Origin of the sequence: Streptococcus gallinaceus (assembly GCF_040545695.1) — a bacterium.
GTDB classification, from domain to species: domain Bacteria; phylum Bacillota; class Bacilli; order Lactobacillales; family Streptococcaceae; genus Streptococcus; species Streptococcus gallinaceus.
The window spans coordinates 74,762-92,141 of the sequence record NZ_JBEPMK010000001.1 but is presented as its reverse complement, the minus strand read 5'-3'; the positions used below and the strand labels follow the sequence as shown (position 1 = coordinate 92,141).

Annotated in this window: 19 protein-coding genes; 4 read left to right on the top strand and 15 right to left on the bottom strand. The window is 44.3% G+C overall.

Annotated features, from left to right (window positions below; genetic code table 11):
• The 6 genes from leuC to udk all read right to left on the bottom strand — a co-directional run bounded on the left by leuC (position 1) and on the right by udk (position 5,712).
• Positions 1–1,389 carry a 3-isopropylmalate dehydratase large subunit gene (gene leuC, locus ABID27_RS00535; protein WP_354279510.1) on the bottom strand — a complete coding sequence of 463 codons (1,389 nt, stop codon included), beginning with the start codon at positions 1,387–1,389 and terminating at the stop codon, positions 1–3.
• Entirely contained in the window at positions 1,386–1,661 is a 276-nt protein-coding gene (locus ABID27_RS00530) for a DUF1294 domain-containing protein (RefSeq protein WP_354279508.1), read from the bottom strand. The genes leuC and ABID27_RS00530 overlap by 4 nt, the downstream gene beginning before the upstream one ends.
• A complete protein-coding gene (gene leuB / locus ABID27_RS00525; RefSeq protein ID WP_354279507.1) occupies positions 1,658–2,695 on the bottom strand; it encodes a 3-isopropylmalate dehydrogenase in 1,038 nt (345 codons plus the stop codon). Before leuB ends, ABID27_RS00530 begins: the two co-directional genes overlap by 4 nt.
• Positions 2,696–2,697: 2 nt before the next feature.
• Positions 2,698–4,263 (bottom strand): 2-isopropylmalate synthase, encoded by a 1,566-nt coding sequence (locus tag ABID27_RS00520; protein ID WP_354279505.1) that lies wholly within the window; start codon positions 4,261–4,263, stop codon positions 2,698–2,700.
• 269 nt (positions 4,264–4,532) lie between these two features.
• Complete coding sequence (locus tag ABID27_RS00515; RefSeq protein WP_354279503.1) at positions 4,533–5,081, bottom strand: PadR family transcriptional regulator; 549 nt, start codon at positions 5,079–5,081, stop codon at positions 4,533–4,535.
• 1 nt (position 5,082) lies between these two features.
• Positions 5,083–5,712, bottom strand: coding sequence for a uridine kinase (udk, locus tag ABID27_RS00510; protein ID WP_253362462.1), 630 nt, complete (start codon positions 5,710–5,712; stop codon positions 5,083–5,085).
• 82 nt (positions 5,713–5,794) lie between these two features.
• On the opposite strand from udk, the gene ABID27_RS00505 reads away from it, so the two are divergent.
• On the top strand, positions 5,795–6,793 hold the full coding sequence (locus ABID27_RS00505; RefSeq protein ID WP_354279501.1) for a Gfo/Idh/MocA family protein: 999 nt from the start codon (positions 5,795–5,797) through the stop codon (positions 6,791–6,793).
• A complete protein-coding gene (locus tag ABID27_RS00500; RefSeq protein ID WP_354279499.1) occupies positions 6,771–7,853 on the top strand; it encodes a DEAD/DEAH box helicase in 1,083 nt (360 codons plus the stop codon). The genes ABID27_RS00505 and ABID27_RS00500 overlap by 23 nt, the downstream gene beginning before the upstream one ends.
• 38 nt (positions 7,854–7,891) lie before the next feature.
• On the opposite strand, the gene yghU is transcribed toward ABID27_RS00500, so the two are convergent.
• From yghU to rplK, 3 genes are all read right to left on the bottom strand, one after another.
• On the bottom strand, positions 7,892–8,671 hold the full coding sequence (gene yghU, locus ABID27_RS00495) for a glutathione-dependent disulfide-bond oxidoreductase (protein ID WP_354279497.1): 780 nt from the start codon (positions 8,669–8,671) through the stop codon (positions 7,892–7,894).
• Between the two features lie 106 nt (positions 8,672–8,777).
• A complete protein-coding gene (gene rplA / locus ABID27_RS00490) occupies positions 8,778–9,467 on the bottom strand; it encodes a 50S ribosomal protein L1 (protein ID WP_253362456.1) in 690 nt (229 codons plus the stop codon).
• A gap of 56 nt (positions 9,468–9,523) precedes the next feature.
• Positions 9,524–9,949 (bottom strand): 50S ribosomal protein L11, encoded by a 426-nt coding sequence (gene rplK, locus ABID27_RS00485; RefSeq protein ID WP_253362454.1) that lies wholly within the window; start codon positions 9,947–9,949, stop codon positions 9,524–9,526.
• A 161-nt stretch (positions 9,950–10,110) separates the two neighbouring features.
• Here rplK and ABID27_RS00480 point away from each other — a divergent pair, with 161 nt between their 5' ends.
• Complete coding sequence (locus tag ABID27_RS00480) at positions 10,111–10,464, top strand: DUF3397 family protein (RefSeq protein WP_354279931.1); 354 nt, start codon at positions 10,111–10,113, stop codon at positions 10,462–10,464.
• A gap of 24 nt (positions 10,465–10,488) precedes the next feature.
• Here the strand turns inward: ABID27_RS00480 and gloA2 are convergent, their stop codons facing one another.
• Positions 10,489–10,875 (bottom strand): SMU1112c/YaeR family gloxylase I-like metalloprotein, encoded by a 387-nt coding sequence (gloA2, locus tag ABID27_RS00475; RefSeq protein ID WP_253362452.1) that lies wholly within the window; start codon positions 10,873–10,875, stop codon positions 10,489–10,491.
• A complete protein-coding gene (locus tag ABID27_RS00470) occupies positions 10,875–13,277 on the bottom strand; it encodes a DNA translocase FtsK (RefSeq protein WP_354279495.1) in 2,403 nt (800 codons plus the stop codon). Before ABID27_RS00470 ends, gloA2 begins: the two co-directional genes overlap by 1 nt.
• A 143-nt stretch (positions 13,278–13,420) precedes the next feature.
• Between ABID27_RS00470 and ABID27_RS00465 the strand changes: the two genes are divergently transcribed.
• Positions 13,421–13,720 carry a rhodanese-like domain-containing protein gene (locus ABID27_RS00465; RefSeq protein ID WP_354279493.1) on the top strand — a complete coding sequence of 100 codons (300 nt, stop codon included), beginning with the start codon at positions 13,421–13,423 and terminating at the stop codon, positions 13,718–13,720.
• Between the two features lie 34 nt (positions 13,721–13,754).
• Here ABID27_RS00465 and ABID27_RS00460 read toward each other — a convergent pair whose 3' ends face one another.
• The 4 genes from ABID27_RS00460 to ABID27_RS00445 are packed head-to-tail and all read right to left on the bottom strand — an operon-like array spanning position 13,755 to position 17,273.
• A complete protein-coding gene (locus tag ABID27_RS00460; RefSeq protein WP_354279491.1) occupies positions 13,755–14,816 on the bottom strand; it encodes a sensor histidine kinase in 1,062 nt (353 codons plus the stop codon).
• Entirely contained in the window at positions 14,806–15,477 is a 672-nt protein-coding gene (locus ABID27_RS00455) for a response regulator transcription factor (RefSeq protein WP_354279489.1), read from the bottom strand. The genes ABID27_RS00460 and ABID27_RS00455 overlap by 11 nt, the downstream gene beginning before the upstream one ends.
• A 21-nt stretch (positions 15,478–15,498) precedes the next feature.
• Positions 15,499–16,182 (bottom strand): ABC transporter ATP-binding protein, encoded by a 684-nt coding sequence (locus ABID27_RS00450; RefSeq protein WP_253362444.1) that lies wholly within the window; start codon positions 16,180–16,182, stop codon positions 15,499–15,501.
• On the bottom strand, positions 16,182–17,273 hold the full coding sequence (locus ABID27_RS00445; protein WP_354279487.1) for an ABC transporter permease: 1,092 nt from the start codon (positions 17,271–17,273) through the stop codon (positions 16,182–16,184). The genes ABID27_RS00450 and ABID27_RS00445 overlap by 1 nt, the downstream gene beginning before the upstream one ends.
• Positions 17,274–17,380: the final 107 nt, after the last annotated feature.

The window sequence follows — 17,380 nt, the reverse complement described above, 5'->3', positions numbered from 1 at the left end:
CTAGACCTCCTCTAATTCAGCCAACTGTCGTACATCCACAAATCGGCCTGCAATTGCTGCCGCTGCTGCCATAGCTGGGCTACACAGATGAGTCCGAGCGCCAAAGCCTTGACGGTCTTCAAAATTTCGATTGCTAGTTGAAGCAGCGTGCACACCACTCGGTACCTTGTCAGGATTCATTCCCAGACACATAGAGCAACCGGGATCCCGCCATTCAAATCCCGCATCCATGAAAACCTTATCCAAACCAAGTTTCTCAGCAGCATGCTTGACCGGACGAGATCCCGGTACCACGATGGCTGTTAGATTTGGAGAGATTTTCTTGCCCTTGACAATCTTAGCTGCCAACTGCAAATCACTCAATCGTGCATTGGTACAAGAGCCAAGAAAAACGTAACCCAAGTCTATATCCTGAGCTCTGTCGCCGGGCTGACTGCCCATATACTGATAGGCTCGCTCATCATTGAAGTCACGAATAGCTGGAAATGGTTGGTCGAAAGAGACTGCCATGGCTGGATTGGTTCCCCAAGTGACCATAGGTGCCAAGTCTGCTACATTCATCTCGATGACCTTGTCATAGACTGCATCCTCATCTGAAACCAAGGTCTGCCAGTCTGCCACCGCTGCTTCAAAATCTGCCGGTGCACACTCTCGACCGCGAAGATAATCATAAGTTTTCTGGTCTGGATTCATTAAGCCCATCTTGGAGCCAAATTCAATGGACATATTGCAGATGGTCATACGTTCTTCCATCGAAAGATTTGCTACTGCCTGACCCGCGTATTCGACTACATAGCCGACACCACAAGCCACACCATATTGGGCAATCAGCGCCATAATATAGTCCTTGGCGTAAACACCCTTGCCCGGTTTTCCGACAAATTTGACCAGCATACGCTTGGGCTTGACCTGCCAAATGGTCTGGGTCGCAAAGACGTGCTCTACTTCCGATGTCCCAATACCAAAAGCAATGGCACCAAAAGCACCGTGTGTCGCTGTATGGCTATCTCCACAGACGATAAATTTCCCCGGCTGAGTTCGACCAGTTTCCGGACCGACCATATGTACAATGCCTTGCTTGTCCGAACCATGCTCAGCAGTTTCAACATCAAATTCCACCACATTTCGAGCCAAGGCATCCATCTGTGCCTTCGAAATCACATCACGGATATTGTGAATATCAACCGTTGGTACATTGTGATCAAAAGTCGCAAATGTCAATTCCGGTCTCCGTAAACGACGCCCCGCCTCTCGCAAACCGTCGAAGGCTTGGGGGCTAGTCACCTCATGGATGTAGTGCTGGTCCACATACATGAGCTGAGGTTCGCCTTCATTTCCATGAATGACATGGCGGTCCCATAATTTATCAAAAATACTTTTTCCACTCATTCTAGCCTCCAAATTCCGTAAAAAAGGGCAAGGTCTACTAAAATTCCCAGTACCCAAGTTGCTTGAAAATACCACTTACGTGTCTTGTGATGGAAAAATCGACCGGCTAAAAAAGCACCGATTCCCCCACCACACACACTCAGTAGCAATAATGTTTTTTCAGGGGTACGCCAGTTATTTCGAATAGCCTTACCCTTGTCTATGCCATAGATGGCAAACACGACAATATTCCATATGAGTAAGAGTAGCATTCCTGCTTGTTTGATTGTCATAATTGATTGATAATGGCCTCTGTCATCTCAGATGTCGAGGCAGTTCCTCCTAAATCTCGCGTTAAAATCCCTTTGGCCAAGGTTTGCTCAACCGCTTCTTCAATCATGGTCGCGCCAGCTATTTCGCCAAACGACTCCCGCAACATCATGGTAACGGATAAAATCATGCTGACCGGATTTGCCACACCTTTTCCTGCAATATCAGGTGCCGATCCGTGAATAGGCTCATAGAGACTGGGGCCATTTTCCGAATGACTGGCTGACGGCATGACACCCAAAGTTCCCGGTAAGACCGAAGCCTCATCCGACAAGATATCGCCGAATAGATTTTCCGTGACAATGACGTCAAATCGGGCTGGATTGGTAATCATGACCATGGCTGCGCTGTCCACCAACTGGTGCTCCAAGGTGACATCTGGATAATCTTGAGCCACTTGGTCTGCAATTTTTCGCCATAATTTTGACGTAGCCAGAACATTTTGCTTATCGATACTAGTCACTTTTTTACGGCGAGTTCTTGCCATCTCAAAAGCTTGAACCATAATTCGGCGGATCTCATCAGCTGTATAATCATTGACATCATGTGCTTGATTTTCTTCTAAAAGATGCTGACCAAAGTAGATTCCTCCTGTTAATTCTCTCACAAGGACAAAATCTACGCCAGCAATTCGCTCTGCTTTTAAGGGAGATAGGTGCTCTAAGGCTTTAAAAATCCGTACAGGACGAATATTGGCAAAGAGTCCCAACTCCTGTCGAATGGCCAAGAGTCCTTGCTCAGGTCTAACTGCAGCATTGTCATACTGAGGTCCGCCAATAGCAGCTAGCAAAATAGCATCCGCTGACTTAGCAGCTTCCAAAGTACTAGCTGGAAGAGGATGACCATGGCTGTCAATCCCAGCTCCGCCAAATGGATGCGCCTCCACTTGGTAACTAAATCCAATTTTTTCAGCTACAGCTTCTAAAACCTCCAGACCGGCTGCCATGATTTCTGGCCCAATACCGTCACCTGCTAAAGAAACTATTTTCTTAGTCATTTCTAGTCCTCATTTCTTGGAAAATCTTTTTCAGATAAAGGTGTAGTTGGCTGACTATTTTCCTTTTGTACTTTGATATTTGCGTTAATATAGGCAATCGCTGCGGCTTTCAAAACATCAAAGTCAATCCCTGTCGCATTGAAAATGGTATCTGTATCTTCATTTTCAACTGTAACATTTACAGCGGCTTGGGCATCAATCCCGTCGGTAATGGCATCGATGGTAAAGCTATCCAAACGAACTGCCTGATGGAAGAATTGGTCAATAGCATTGAAAATTGCTTCCACTGAGCCTTTTCCATCTGCCACCAGGTTGACACTTTCTGCTTCCTGATTCACCATGGTCACGGTCGCTGTGATCCTTTCGTCAGTATGTGAAGCCAACTTGAGGTCTCCAAAATGAAAGCCTTCTACATTTTCAACCGTGGTTCCGGCCACCAAGGCGCGGATATCCGAGTCGGTAATATCCTGCTTCTTGTCGGCCAAGTCCTTGAATTTGGCAAATAAAGTCTTAATTTCTGCCTCATCAAACTCCAATTGCAAGTCTTTTAACTTCTCGATAAAGGCATGACGACCAGACAACTTGCCCAATGGCAGTGAATTGGACTTGACCCCAACCAATTCTGGCGTGATGATTTCGTAGGTCAGTGGATTTTTTAAGACGCCATCTTGGTGGATGCCTGACTCGTGTGAAAAGGCATTTCCACCCACTACAGCCTTGTTTTTCGGAATTGGAAGTCCAGAAAAACGAGAAATTATCTCAGACGTATTAACTGTTTCAGAGAGGACAATCGGGCTAGCCACTTGATAGTAGTCCTCGCGAATATTAAGGGCAACTGCCACTTCTTCCAAGGCCGCATTCCCAGCTCGTTCCCCGATACCATTGACAGTTCCCTCTACACGACCTGCACCATTTTTGATAGCTGAAAGGGTGTTGGCAACTGCCATTCCCAAGTCATTATGGCAATGAGGACTGAAACGAATGTCACGGTCAGATTTGACATGTTCAATCAAGTACTTGAAAATATGCCCATATTCCTCAGGCGTGGTAAATCCAACCGTGTCTGGAATATTGATGTAGCTGGCACCCGCGTCCACAGCGGTTTGAACGACTTCCAGAAGAAAATCAAGCTCTGTCCGAGTGGCATCTTCAGGAGAGAATTCCACCACTTCAAATTTACTACGGGCATAAGAAACATGCTCTGTGATGGCAGCTAAAATTTCTTCCTTGGTCTTATTGAGCTTAAACTCCCGGTGAATAGGACTGGTAGCGATAAAGACATGAATCTGAGGATATTTTGCCCCTTTTAAAGCTTCATAGCAGGCATCAATATCCGACTTGACCGACCGTGCCAAGCCTGTCACTGCTGTCTTTTTCATAGCAGCTGCAATGGCTTGAACTGCTGCAAATGAATCTGGACTAGCCGCAGGAAATCCCGCTTCAATGGCTGAAATACCCCATTTTTCAAGCTGTTTTGCAATTGCAACCTTTTCCTTAACTGAAAAATTGACCCCCGGTGTCTGCTCACCATCTCGCAGACTAGTATCTAAAAATTCTACTGTACGCATACTTCCACCACTTTCTATTTCATTTGATAAAAAAACATCTCACTTAACCAGCGAGATGTCCTTCCCGCTTGGTAAGCCAAACAGGACTAATGCTGATTTGCACTAGCCCTCGGATCGCAACAACAAGTTTTGTTTATAACTTGACACCATTTGGCATTCTCCTTGAAATGTGATAATCCTATTTTAGCAGTGCAATTGTTATTTGTCAAGAATTTTCTGATAATTTTGTGAATTCAGTCAACTATTCCACAAAAAAGCAGAATAGTCTCCTATCCTGCCTTCACTTCTTCTAAAATCTCTCTCAGCCATTCAAGTTGGCTCTTGTTGCGCGCAATCGCACGACGAAGAATCAAATAATGGCCATAATTATTTTCAATAGCTGCCTGATCTGCAAACAAGGTCGCTTTTCGGCCTTCCATATGCGCCAAATGCGATTCCAAAATATCAATCTGCCCCTGCAACAAACCCGGAATCCGCTGATCGTCCATCTTTTGGATGAAAAACATTTTGAGTGAAAAGATGTCTCGTTGCTTGGGCGTTTCTTGGTTGGGAATAGCCAACCACTCGTCCAACATTTCTTGACCGTGGGCAGTTAAACGGTACATTTTTTCTTTGTCATTGTCCGGTAAACCATGACAGGTCAAGTAGCCTTCAGTGGCCATCCGCTTGAGTTCAGGGTAGACTTGACTATGGGCAACCTGCCAGAATTCACCAATTTCACGATTAAAAAAGGTGATAATGTCTTTGCCCAGCATTTCTCCGCCATTTGATGACATAATTCCTAAAATAATATGTGGTAAAATTCGTTCTCTTGGCATATTAGTTGCGCTCCTGCAAAATACTTGCGACTTTTGTATTGATTAAGTCGATGGCCACCACATTGCTGACTCCTTCAGGAATCACCACATCTGCATACCGCTTGGTTGGCTCAATAAATTGGTGGTACATGGGTTTGACAACCGTCGTATACTGATCAATAATACTATCCAAGCTACGACCGCGTTCAACCATATCCCGCTTAATACGGCGAATAATGCGAATATCGTCATCTGTATCAACGAAAATCTTGATGTCCATCAGATCGCGCAAGCGCTCGTCTTCCATCACCAAAATACCTTCGATAATAAAAACATCTTGAGGTTCTTGGCGATAAGTTTCCTTGCTACGCGTGTGCTGAGTATAGTCGTAAATGGGAATATCCACCGGACGTCCTGCAATCAATTCCTTGATTTGCTCAATCATAAAATCTGTATCAAAGGCCAATGGATGGTCATAATTAGTCTTAACCCGCTCTTCAAATGTCAGGTGATCTTGATTTTTATAGTAAGAATCATGCTCAATCATAGCAATTTTTGAATCAGGGAAATTGGCCAAAATTGCTTGGGAAACACTTGTTTTCCCTCCTCCAGAACCACCAGTCACTCCGATAATAATGGTTTTTTGAATCATCTCTCTCTCCTCTTTCTTCATTCCACCTATTTTACCAAAAATCATGCTATAATGAAAGGTAGAACGTCCAAGGAGGTCATTCATGTTAAAACTTGGAATTATTGGAACCAGTGCTATCTCTCATCACTTTATTGCTGCGGCAAATCTTTCGCAGGCCTATCGCTTTACAGCTCTTTACTCACGTCGTCTGGAAACAGCTCAAGACTTTGCAAAAGACTACGAGGATGTCAGTCTCTTTACAAATTTGGATGATTTTTTCGCGTCAGACATGGACGTGGTTTATATTGCAAGCCCAAATTCGCTCCATTTTGAGCAAGCTTGCCTGGCATTAAAAGCTGGCAAGAACACCATTATTGAAAAACCAATGGTATCCACACCTGCTGAATTGGCATACTTGCGCCAGCTCTCAGATGAACACCAAGTCTTTCTTTTTGAAGCCGCTCGCAACTACCAAGAACAGGCTTTCCAGATTATTCGGAACTTCTTGGCTGAAAAAACGGTTATCGGCGGACATTTTACCTACGCAAAATATTCTTCAAAAATGGGTGCCCTATTAGCTGGGAAAGAGCCTAATATCTTTTCATCTGACTTTTCAGGCGGGGCGCTCATGGACCTCGGCGTCTACACGCTTTATGCAGCGATTGGGCTGATTGGCAAGCCTGCTACTGCTCACTACACAGCTGTGCAGCTGCCAAATACCGTTGATGTCAATGGTGTAGGCCAACTCATTTATGACACCTTTCCGGTGACGATTCAAGCCGGAAAAAACCTGACGAGCAATCTTCCAAGCGAAATCTACACTACCGACGGAACCTTGGTCTTAAACGATTGTCAGGATGTTCGCTCAGCTATTTTCACTAGCTACGACGGAACAAGTACAAGCCTACCAATCACGGCAGCTCCCCACCAAATGCTAGAAGAAGCTCAAGCCTTCGCCCAAGCCATTCAAACACAAGACAAGACAGCGGTTGAGCATTGGCTAGATGATGCTCAAGCTGTCCACGAAACACTTAACACTATGCGCCAAAGCGCAAACATTACATTTAAGGCGGATTTACATGCAGGAACAATTTCCAACTAGTTGGCAAGAACAGCTAGAAACACTTAATTTTACAGAATTTACAGCCATCCAAGAGGCAGCTTTCGTTCCCATCACGTCTGGGAACAATGTGCTCGGTATCAGTCCAACTGGAACCGGTAAAACTCTGGCCTACCTCTGGCCTAGCTTATTAAAAGTTACACCCAAAAAAGCCCAGCAATTAGTCCTTTTGGCTCCAAATACAGAGCTAGCCGGTCAAATCTTTGACGTCTGCAAATCTTGGGCCGAACCAATCGGACTCACAGCCCAATTATTCCTATCTGGCTCCAGTCAAAAACGACAAATCGAACGACTCAAAAAAGGACCGGAAATTCTCATCGGAACGCCAGGTCGGATTTTTGAGCTCATCAAATTAAAAAAAATCAAGATGATGAACGTCAACACCATCATCCTAGATGAGTTTGACGAATTATTCAGCGACTCTCAGTACCATTTCGTGGATAAAATTCTTCGCTATGCACCACGGGACCATCAGCTGATTTACATGAGTGCGACTGCTAAGTTTGATGAAAGCAAATTAGCTAGTGATGTGGTTAAATTGGACCTACAAGACCAAAAATTGGATAATATTCAGCATTATTACATGATGGTTGACAAGCGCGACCGGATTGAGCTCTTGCGCAAACTGTCCAATATCCCCGATTTCCGCGCGCTAGCCTTTTTCAATAGTCTATCTGACCTAGGCGCGACCGAAGAAAAGCTGACCTATCGCCAAGCAAACGTCATATCGCTTGCTTCTGACGTCAATGTCAAATTCCGCAAGGTTATCATCGAGAAATTCAAGCAACATGATATCAATCTCCTCCTCGCAACAGACCTAGTTGCCCGTGGAATGGACATCGACCAACTCGAATGTGTTCTCAACTTTGAAGTGCCACGTGATTTGGAAGTCTATACTCATCGTGCGGGCCGAACTGGTCGCATGGGCAAAAAAGGCTTTGTCATCACACTTGTTACCAATCCAAGCGAACTGAAAAATCTCAAAAAATATTCAGCTGTCAGCGAACTTGTCTTAAAAAATCAAGAGTTTTATAGAGTATAAAAAGCAAGGAATTCCTTGCTTTTTATTATTTTCAGATTTTATCCTTCCATAGGTTGATATTCTTTTGCTAAAGCCCGCTGAACAGCTGGTCGATTTTTGATTTTCTCTGCCCAGGCCAATACATGTGTGTAAGACGGTCCATCAAGAAAGTCTGCGGCGCCTGGATACAAATTTCCATCTAACAGGCGACCATACCATGACCAAATTGCCACATCTGCGATACTGTACTCTTTGCCCGCTACGTAAGCATGCTGTGCCAATTGCTGGTTCAGCAAATCAAGCTGACGCTTGGTCTCCATAGTATAGCGGTCGATAGGGTATTGCTGCGCAGTCGGTGCATAGTGGAAGAAATGCCCGAAGCCGCCGCCAACAAATGGAGCTGCACCCGTTTGCCAAAAAAGCCAGTTGAGCACCTGCGTGCGCTCTGCCAAGTCAGTCGGAATCAAGGCTGAGAATTGCTCTGCCAGATAAAGTAAGATATTGGCAGACTCAAATACATTGATACCTATCTCTTGGTCCAACAGTACAGGAATCTTTGAATTAGGATTAAGCGCCACAAACTCCGACCCAAATTGCTCTCCTTTCCCGATGTCCACCTTAAACAAATCATAGTCAGCCTGATGCCCTAATTCAAGTAGCTCTTCTAGAAGGATGGGTACCTTAATGCCATTTGGCGTTGCCAAGGAATAAACTTGAAAACGGTGCTCCCCTTTGGGTAATGTTTGCTCAAATCGGCTACCTGCCGTTGGTCTATTTCCTGAAGGAGCATTATTTTCATCTTCCCAGCGCCAAACAACTGGTTTTACATATTGGTCCATCATGTTCTCCTTTACACATTTATAACCATATCTTACCCAAAATCTGGGTGGATTGCAAAAATTCAACACAAAAAAGACTGCCCGAAGACAGTCTTTGCATTACAAATTACAATGAGTTTGTATCAACTTTGATACCAACACCTTGTGTTGTAGTGATTGTAAGGCTTGTGATGTAAGTACCTTTAGCTGTAGCTGGTTTAGCTTTTACGATAACATCGTTGAAAGCTTTGAAGTTTTCAACCAATTTGTCAGCTTCAAATGATACTTTACCGATGATCGCTTGAACGATACCTGCTTTGTCAGCACGGTAAGTGATTTTACCACCTTTAGACTCTTCAACTGCTTTAGCAATATCCATCGTTACTGTACCAGTTTTAGGGTTTGGCATCAAGTTACGTGGACCAAGCACGCGACCAAGACGACCAACAAGTGCCATCATGTCAGGTGTAGCGATTACGACGTCAAAGTCTAACCAACCACCATTGATTTTAGCAACAAGGTCTTCTTCACCAACGAAGTCTGCACCAGCAGCTTTTGCTTCTTCAGCTTTTGCACCGCGAGCAAATACCAATACGCGAGCAGTTTTACCAGTACCGTTTGGCAATACCATTGCACCACGGATTTGTTGGTCTGCTTTACGAACGTCGATGTTCAAGTTGTAAGCAACTTCTACAGTTGCGTCAAATTTTGCAAAGTTTGTTTCTTTTGCAAGTGCTACAGCTTCTTCAACGCTGTAAGCTTTTGTGCTGTCGATTTTCTCAAGAGCAGCACGCATTTGTTTGCTTTTTTTAGCCATTAGATATGTTCTCCTTGTGTTTTCAATAAATCGGTTACGATTTCTACTGATACAGATTAGTCAGTAACAGTGAATCCCATTGAACGAGCTGTACCTTCGATCATGCGCATTGCTGATTCGATGTTTGCAGCGTTCAAGTCAGGCATTTTTGTTTCAGCGATTTCTTGTACTTGCGCACGAGTTACTGAAGCAACTTTAGTTTTGTTTGGTGTGCCTGAACCTTTTTCAACACCTGCAGCTTTTTTCAAAAGAACAGCAGCTGGTGGTGTTTTACAGATGAAATCAAATGATTTATCTTCATACACAGAGATAACAACTGGGATGATCATACCAGCTTGGTCAGCTGTACGAGCGTTGAACTCTTTAGTGAATCCCATGATATTGATACCTGCTTGACCCAATGCTGGACCAACCGGTGGAGCTGGAGTAGCTTTACCTGCAGGAATTTGAAGTTTTACGAGTTTTTCGACTTTTTTAGCCATGATATAAAATCCTCCTATTGTGGTTCTTTCGGTAATTAAAGATTTTTACCTCCCACAAGTATGTGTCGAACACATACCCTTCTATTATACAGATTCCTTGCTTTTATTGCAAGTTAAAAGTTTACTTTTTTAGAGTTTTTTTATAAAATAAAGACATGAATCTGATCTTATTAAAAATAGCTGCTATCCTTTTTCTTATTTTGACGCTACTGATTTCTGTTATCTTGGTCAAACTCCTCGGTTTACGGAAAAGAGGGCTTAATTTTGCTGATCTGGCCTTTCCTTTATTTGTCGGCGAATTTTACCTAATCTCCGACAAGGCCTACTACCATAGTATGCTTCCATTATTGGGACTTGCCTTGGGCTTGTTGGCTCTGGTCTTGTGCGCCCTCATGGCCTTTAAGAAACGCAGTTTTGATACAGGAAAATTTATGAAAACATTTTGGCGAGCAGGATTTATTCTCACTTTTTTGATGTATCTCGCCCTCGTCATCTCTGTTTTCTTTATGAAATAAAGCCCAGCAATCGCTGGGCTTTTCTTATTCATGTATTTCAAGCGGTAGACCATCTGGGTCAAAGAAGAATGCCATTTTCTTTTCATCAAAATCATCCGTTCGCAAGTCTTCGTGACGGATTTCTAACTGGTCAAATGCTTCTAGACAGGCTTCAACATCCTCGACTTTAAAGGCTAGATGACGCAATCCTGTGTGCTCTGGACTGGGCATGACAGGTCGAAGCGGAGCACATGGCTTGATGAAGATTTCTAGTATTAGATTTCCCTTTTTGACATTGAAAAGAATGTCATTTTTTTCTGGTCGAATATGCTCATCCAACTGCTCAAAACCTAATTTGTCCACATAAAATTCACGCATTTTTTCATAATCACGGCCAATAATAGCTACGTGGTGCACACTTTGAAATTCCATTACTGTGTCTCCAATACTTTTCTAGGCTTGGTTCCTTCTGCAGGTCCGATTACTCCGGCCTCCTCTAGTTCTTCCATGAGACGAGTCGCACGGTTAAATCCGACGGACAAGCGGCGCTGAATCATAGACGCGCTGGCCTTTTGTGTCTCGATAACAAGCGCACGCGCTTCTGCAAAAAGAGGATCTCCATCCAATGTGGCGCTGCCACCATTTCCAGAAAAATCATCGCTTTCGGATACTTCTCCTGGGTCAAAGCTTTCGTCGTATTCAGCATCTGCCTGGTCTTTGATAAAGGTCACAATCCGCTCTACATCACCATCTGAAATGAAGGAACCTTGCAAACGAAGGGGAGCCGATTCTCCAATTGGGTGAAAGAGCATGTCGCCTCGTCCCAAGAGTTTTTCCGCCCCGTTTTCTCCTAAGATAGTCCGACTGTCCGTCCCTGATGCCACCGCAAAGGCAACACGGGATGGCACATTGGCCTTAATCAAGCCGCTAATAACATCGACAGATGGGCGTTGAGTGGCCAAAATCATGTGAATCCCTGCCGCACGCGCCTTTTGCCCTAGGCGAATAATGGCATCTTCAACTTCCTTGCTGGCAACCATCATGAGGTCAGCCAATTCATCAACGATTACGACAATCAATGGCAGAGGAATTTGTTTTTCCTGCGACTGAGCATTGAATTCTTCAACCTTAGCATTGTACCCTTCGATATTACGAACACCAACTTTACTGAAGAGTTCGTAGCGATTTTCCATCTCATCAACGACTTTTTGCAAGGCGCGACTGGCTTTGCGAGGATTGGTCACCACGGGAATTAGCAAATGGGGAATGTCATTGTAGACAGATAATTCTACCATTTTAGGGTCAATCATCATAAACTTGACTTCATCTGGTCGAGCCTTCATGAGAATGCTGGAGATGATGCCGTTTACGGCGACAGATTTACCCGAACCTGTAGAACCGGCCACCAAAAGGTGAGGCATTTTGGTCAAATCAAAACTTTTGGCTGAGCCATTGACAGCCTTACCAAGCGGTACTTCCAAAAGCTTTCTTGGATTAGTCTGAGCCTGTTCCCACAATTCACGGAAGGAAACGGAGGCAACTTCTGAGTTTGGCACTTCAATCCCAACCAAGGATTTACCAGGAATCGGTGCTTCAATTCGGACGTCCTTAGCCGCAAGCGCAAGTGCCAAGTCATCTGCCAAGTTAGAAATCCGATTGACACGAACTCCGACTGCGGGCTTGACTTCATAGCGAGTCACCGATGGACCAATCTCTGCGCGCTCTACTACGACCTTGATGCCAAAACTCGCAAATGTATCTTCCAAGACCTTGATATTTTGGCGGACCAATTTTTTCTCATTCACCTGACTGCTAGCCTTGGCTGGCGCAAACAAGTCAATTGATGGCAATCGGTAGGCCAAACGATCCTTCAATGTCGGAGCTGTTTTGGCAAAGACAATCTCCTCATCCCCTTCTTCTGGAACTGCTTCAAAGGGCTCTTCGTCTGCTAGCAGAACCGGAAATTCTTCTTCTGGATAAACGGGTATTTCTTCTATTGGAAAATCAGGTAAATGAAGGTCTTGATAATCTCGGATAATGGGCTCATGCGGGATGTCTTCTAAGATTTCGCCTGTTTCCATATCGACTGATGAGTAGGCAAGTAAAGGTTCTTCCTCTAACAAAGACTGCCGTTCAGCCTCTGCCAAAGCTTCTTGCTCCCGACGAGCCTCTTCTTCTGCCAATTTTGCTTCTTTTTCCGCTTCCTTAGCCCATCGTCTTTCTTGGCGCTTTTCAGCACGAATGGCACTTTTTTCTTGGTATTTTTCCACCGCAAGGGCAAACATATCTGCCAAATCATAAACCGACCAAGGACTCATGAAAAAGAGACCAAACGTAATCAATAGTATCCCAATGAAAAAGCTACCGATTGTCGCAAAGAGAAATGAGACCGGCATGTAGAGCAATCCACCAACAAGGCCTCCTCCTAGATAATGAGTCACCTGAAACTTAGTCGTGTCCTCCAACAAGAGCTGAACCGTATGGGCAAATAAATCCTCTCCCTTATAGGTCACATCCAAATAGGCTTGAAATTCCAATAAAATTCCTGCTAAAAACAAGAGAAAACCAGAAAGAACCCCTTCTCTGCGATGAATACGTTGGCTGAATAAGAGATAAACTGCAATCCCAACTAACAAGAGATAGGCTGAACTTCCCGCAATAGCACGGAGAATATTATAGGCGGTAAGCCCAAATGCCCCCATCTTCACGGCTGCAAATCCCAGTAAAATCAAACCAGCAATCCGCAGCAATAAGGCACGCATATTCTGCCGCTGCGCCTGCTCAGCCTTGGTCGGGCGACGCGTTGTTTTTCCTTTTTTTGTATTTTTCTTCATAAAATCCTCACTATTCCATATCTTTTTATTCTATCATATTTCTCCTATTTTTTCAGATATGAAAATAGCCCGCAACACGGACTCCTTGACCTTTTGATGAAAAATAGTATAAAATCTAGATAAACATAGCAAGGAGGATTCCCATGCAAAAATCACTAACAACCAGCCAACTGGCCCAACTCTTAAAAAGACAATCCATTCAGCTACTGGATGTCCGAGAAGCAAATGAGTATGCCGCTGGCCACATTCCAAGAGCAATCAATCTGCCGCTCAGTAAGCTGGGCGGATCTATTTCAAGACTCGACAAGGAGACTCCCTACCATGTCGTTTGCCAGATGGGTGGCCACTCCGCACGCGCTTGCCAATTTTTAGAAGAAAATGGATTTGATGTGACCAACGTCACGGGCGGAACTGACGCTTGGACTGGTCCACTTGAACAGTAAAAGAACCTAGACCCTTGGTCTGGTTCTTTTTGCGTTACTTGGGTAGGTAAATGGTAAATTGACTGCCTTTTCCTAGCTGACTGGTCACTTGAATCCTACCACCGCATAGCTTCATAATCCGCTCGACAATAGCCAGTCCTAAGCCGTTACCTTCTTGGTGACGGGAGGAGTCCGTCTGATAAAATTTTTCAAAAATGCGTGGCAGCTGGTCGCTCGCTATCCCACATCCTTTATCGCAGATTAGGATAACCCACTCGTCTGCCAATTCCTGAATACTAACAGAAATATCCACCTCTTGCCCCGAATACTTGATGGCATTGTCCAATAGATTGACCCAGACTTGCATGAGCAGGTCTGGATTGGACTGCAAGATCACCGCATCACTGTCTAGGCGAAAAGCAATCTGCTTACCGGTCCACTTCTCCGATAAAGCAATCATCGCCTGCCGAATCTGCTCGTCCAGACGAATAGTTTGTAGCTGCCCTAGACTATCCAAATGATCAACCCGAGACATTTGCAACATGGTATCACACAGACGACTGAGCCGCTTACTTTCTTCTTGAATGAGCCGGGTAAATTCTAACCGACTTGCTTCATCCAGTTGAGAATCCTGCAACAATTCACTCATATTAGCAATAGCTGCAATAGGCGTCTTGAGCTCATGAGAGACATTGGTCATAAAATCCTTGCGCATATAATCCATCTGTGACAGCGATTGGATCATGCCATTGATGCTTTCAGACAGTTCATCCAGTTCATTGTAGTAGGCAAAATTCTTACGGCGTTCGGCATTTCGGTCCACATGACCGACAAATTCTCCCCGACTGACATTGGCTACCACTTGATTGATTTCTTCAATCGGCTTGGTCAAATGAACAGCTCCATACCACATGCTAATGGCTCCAAAAACAATAGTTAGTACACAGACCAGAAAGGTTGCAAAATGAAGGACTAAAGTCGTTAATGCTCCATGATAAAAAAGCACAAATCCAAGCGTAACCAGGACCAATGCCAGCAAGACACAGGCGGTCAGGGTCGCAGCAAACATGACCGTAAAATAGTGGCGTAGCGGTATCCGAAAGCGGCTAGTTTTCATGGGCACGGTAACCAACTCCTCTCACAGTTTCAATGGTAAAATCCGGAAAATGTTCTACCTTGCGGCGTAGTTTATTGATACAAGCATCTACTAGGCGTTCGTCCAAATCGTCTTCCATTCCCCAGATGTTGTCCAGCAACTCCAAGCGAGTGAAAATTTTATTGGGGTAGCTGAGCAAATGAAAGAGAAGCCGAAATTCTTTTTGGGGCAAAGTCAAGAGAGTGTCTCCCTTAGACAGGCTAAATTGCTCCTCGTCCAAGAGACAGTCCCCTACTTTTAACTGATGACTCGCAAAAATATTGGCGCGGCGCAAGAGAGCCTTGATACGCAGTCCTAACTCCTGCAGCTGAATGGGCTTGACCATATAGTCATCTGCGCCCAACTCAAATCCTTTTTCCATATCATCCAGTTGCGAGCGGGCAGTCATCACAATAATGGGCACCTGATAACTGGCTTGACGAAGAGATTGAATCAATTCATAGCCATCTAATAAGGGCATCATGATATCGGTCACAATCAACTGTACTTCCGTCTTGTCCAATACATCCAGAGCAACTGCTCCATTTTCTGCCACCAAGACTTGGTAGCCATCCTGTCTGAGTTTAGTGGCAATCAAAGTCTGTTGAAGGGCATTATCTTCTACTACTAGTATTTTAATCATGCCCTTATTTTAGCACATATTTTACGATTCTTTGACTAATTTCCCGTGTTTAAGCCGGTAAACAGTATCCACCAAATCGAGAATCCGTTCATCATGCGTTACCATGATCGCTGCGGTCTTTCTTTCCGTCACTTCCTTACGAATCAACTCCGTCACCTGGCGACCTCTAGCCTCATCCAAGCTGGCTGTTGGTTCATCTGCCAAAATCAACTTAGGTTGGTGAATAAAGGCTCGGGCAATCGCAGCTCGTTGCTTTTGACCACCGGATAATTGACGTGGAAATTTATGAGCGGAGCCTCCCATACCCAGTTCACCTAACAGTTGGGAAATTTCAGCGCGACTCTTATCCTTCTCACTATCTCGGTCAAAACGCGCCACCTGCTCCAATTGATCCTGTACAGTCAGGTAGGGAAGCAATTGGTGACTTTGGAAAATAAAACCTAATTTGTGCCGACGGAGTTTGGTCTGCTCCTTCTGAGACAGTTTGGTCACATCTTGCCCATCCAAGAGCAAGTGTCCACCATCCGCACTCAAGAGAAGCCCCGCAATAGATAACAATGTACTTTTCCCAGAACCAGACGGACCTAGAATGGCCACAAATTCTCCTGCTTGCACTGTCAAGTCAAGCTCGTCCAAGATGACTGCTTGCTCCTCACCATCCAAATAATATTTGGAAATTCCCTTTAATTCCATCACATTTTCCATTATTCTTCTCCTCCATTTATCACTTCAACTGCATCAATTTTTGCGACTTTCAAAATGGACAAGCCGCTGCTTAAAAGTGCAATAACAAGAAAGGCAAGAGATACCAGCGCAATATTTTCCGCATTGAGGACAAACGGCATAGATACTGGCAAGACAAGAGATAGGGCATAGGCCAAACCATCCCCAACGAGGATACCCATCAAGGCCAGTAGAAGAATCTGCGCTAGCTGGAAGCTCGAAATCTCTGCCATGCTCATTCCAATCGCCTTCATTACACTAAATTCATGGCGTTTTTGCAGGGTAATGATATAGAAGAACACTCCCAAAATCGCTGCAGAGGCCAAAACCAATACCCACAAAATCATATTAAGCGTGGATTGTTCTGCGCTGTATCCCGGGATTTTTGAGATGACTGTCTCTTTATCGAGCACTTCTACCTTATTTGGTCTATTACCGCTCAATGACTTATTTTTTAAGGCAATCACTTGTGGATGGTAGCTGTAGTTTGGATTTTTTTCTTGTTGCAAGGTTGTATAAGTTTTTTCTGAAATATAGGCAACTGGACCGTGACCGTACATTTCATTGTGGGTGAAGCCGATGACGGTCAACTTGAGCCCACTCATATCATCCTCTACTACATCCCCTAATTTCACACCCTTAGCCTTCAAGCTATCATTGACAAGAATTGTGTTAGCCTTATCAGCCAAATCCTCTCCTTCAATCGCTTTTGGAACTATAAAACTAGCTGGGTTAACCACAAAATACATGGCATCCAACGTATCCGTATCCCCACTTTGTTGAACCAAGCCAGTTCGCTGGATAGATAGACCTGTCTCCTGGTCTGAATCCAGTTCTCCAATTGCCTTGACTTGATCTTGGTCCAGATTTGAAAAGGTGATAATTCCCTCTGCCGTATCAGACATGAGATAGTGATTCGCTGGATTATTTTCAATCGCTGCGCTAACCGCCCGCCCTAAGCCGTTTGCCAGACCCGATAAGAAAACAACCATAAACATCATTAGAATAATAAGGAGTTCGATAAGAAGATATTTCTTTTTGTAAAAGAGCAACTCTTTCCAAGCGTAGTGCATAGTATTTCCTACTTTCTTTCTTTTTTTCTAGTCTAGCAGGAGTATATGACCTCAATATGACGGCTGAACAAGTTTTTAAAAAAAGACTGAACCAAGTGATTCAGCCT